1 protein-coding gene is annotated in these 502 nt (G+C 77.3%); it reads left to right on the forward strand.

Translation table 11 applies throughout. The annotated features are described in order from the left end of the window. Positions 1 to 502: DUF222 domain-containing protein (locus G6N77_RS19595; RefSeq protein WP_165183843.1), on the forward strand; the 502-nt coding region annotated here is incomplete at both ends.

The raw sequence follows: 502 nt of genomic DNA on the forward strand, positions 1-502 counted from the left end.
CGGCACCTGGGCGCGGCCGCCGTGGAGGCCGCGGCCCTGGCCCTGGACCGGTGGCAGGGCGGGATCGCCGAATCCGCGGCCGTGGCCGAGATCGGGGCGAGCCTGCACATTCCCGAATCCAGTGCGCGGATGCTCGCGAACCAGGCCGCGGAGCTGGCCGCCCACCGCCGGGACACCCTGGATGCCCTGACCGCCGGGGAGCTGTCCTGGCGCCACGCCTGCACCATCGTGGCCGAAACCGGCACCCTGGCCGAAACCCCCGGCACCACCCCGGCGGACACCGCCGCGTTTGAGGCGCGGCTGCTGGCCGCCGCGCCCGGGACGACCCCGGGCCGCTTCGCCTCCGCCGCCCGGAGGATGCGCGAGGGCACCCACCCGGAAACCCTGCCCACCCGCACCCGGGAGGCCATCGGCAAACGCGCCATGGCCGTGGAACCGGGCACGGACGGCATGGCCTGGCTGTCCCTGCACCTGCCCGCCCCCGCCGCGAACGGCGCCCTGG

It is taken from the genome of Arthrobacter silviterrae (genome assembly GCF_011045165.1).
Classification (GTDB): domain Bacteria; phylum Actinomycetota; class Actinomycetes; order Actinomycetales; family Micrococcaceae; genus Specibacter; species Specibacter silviterrae.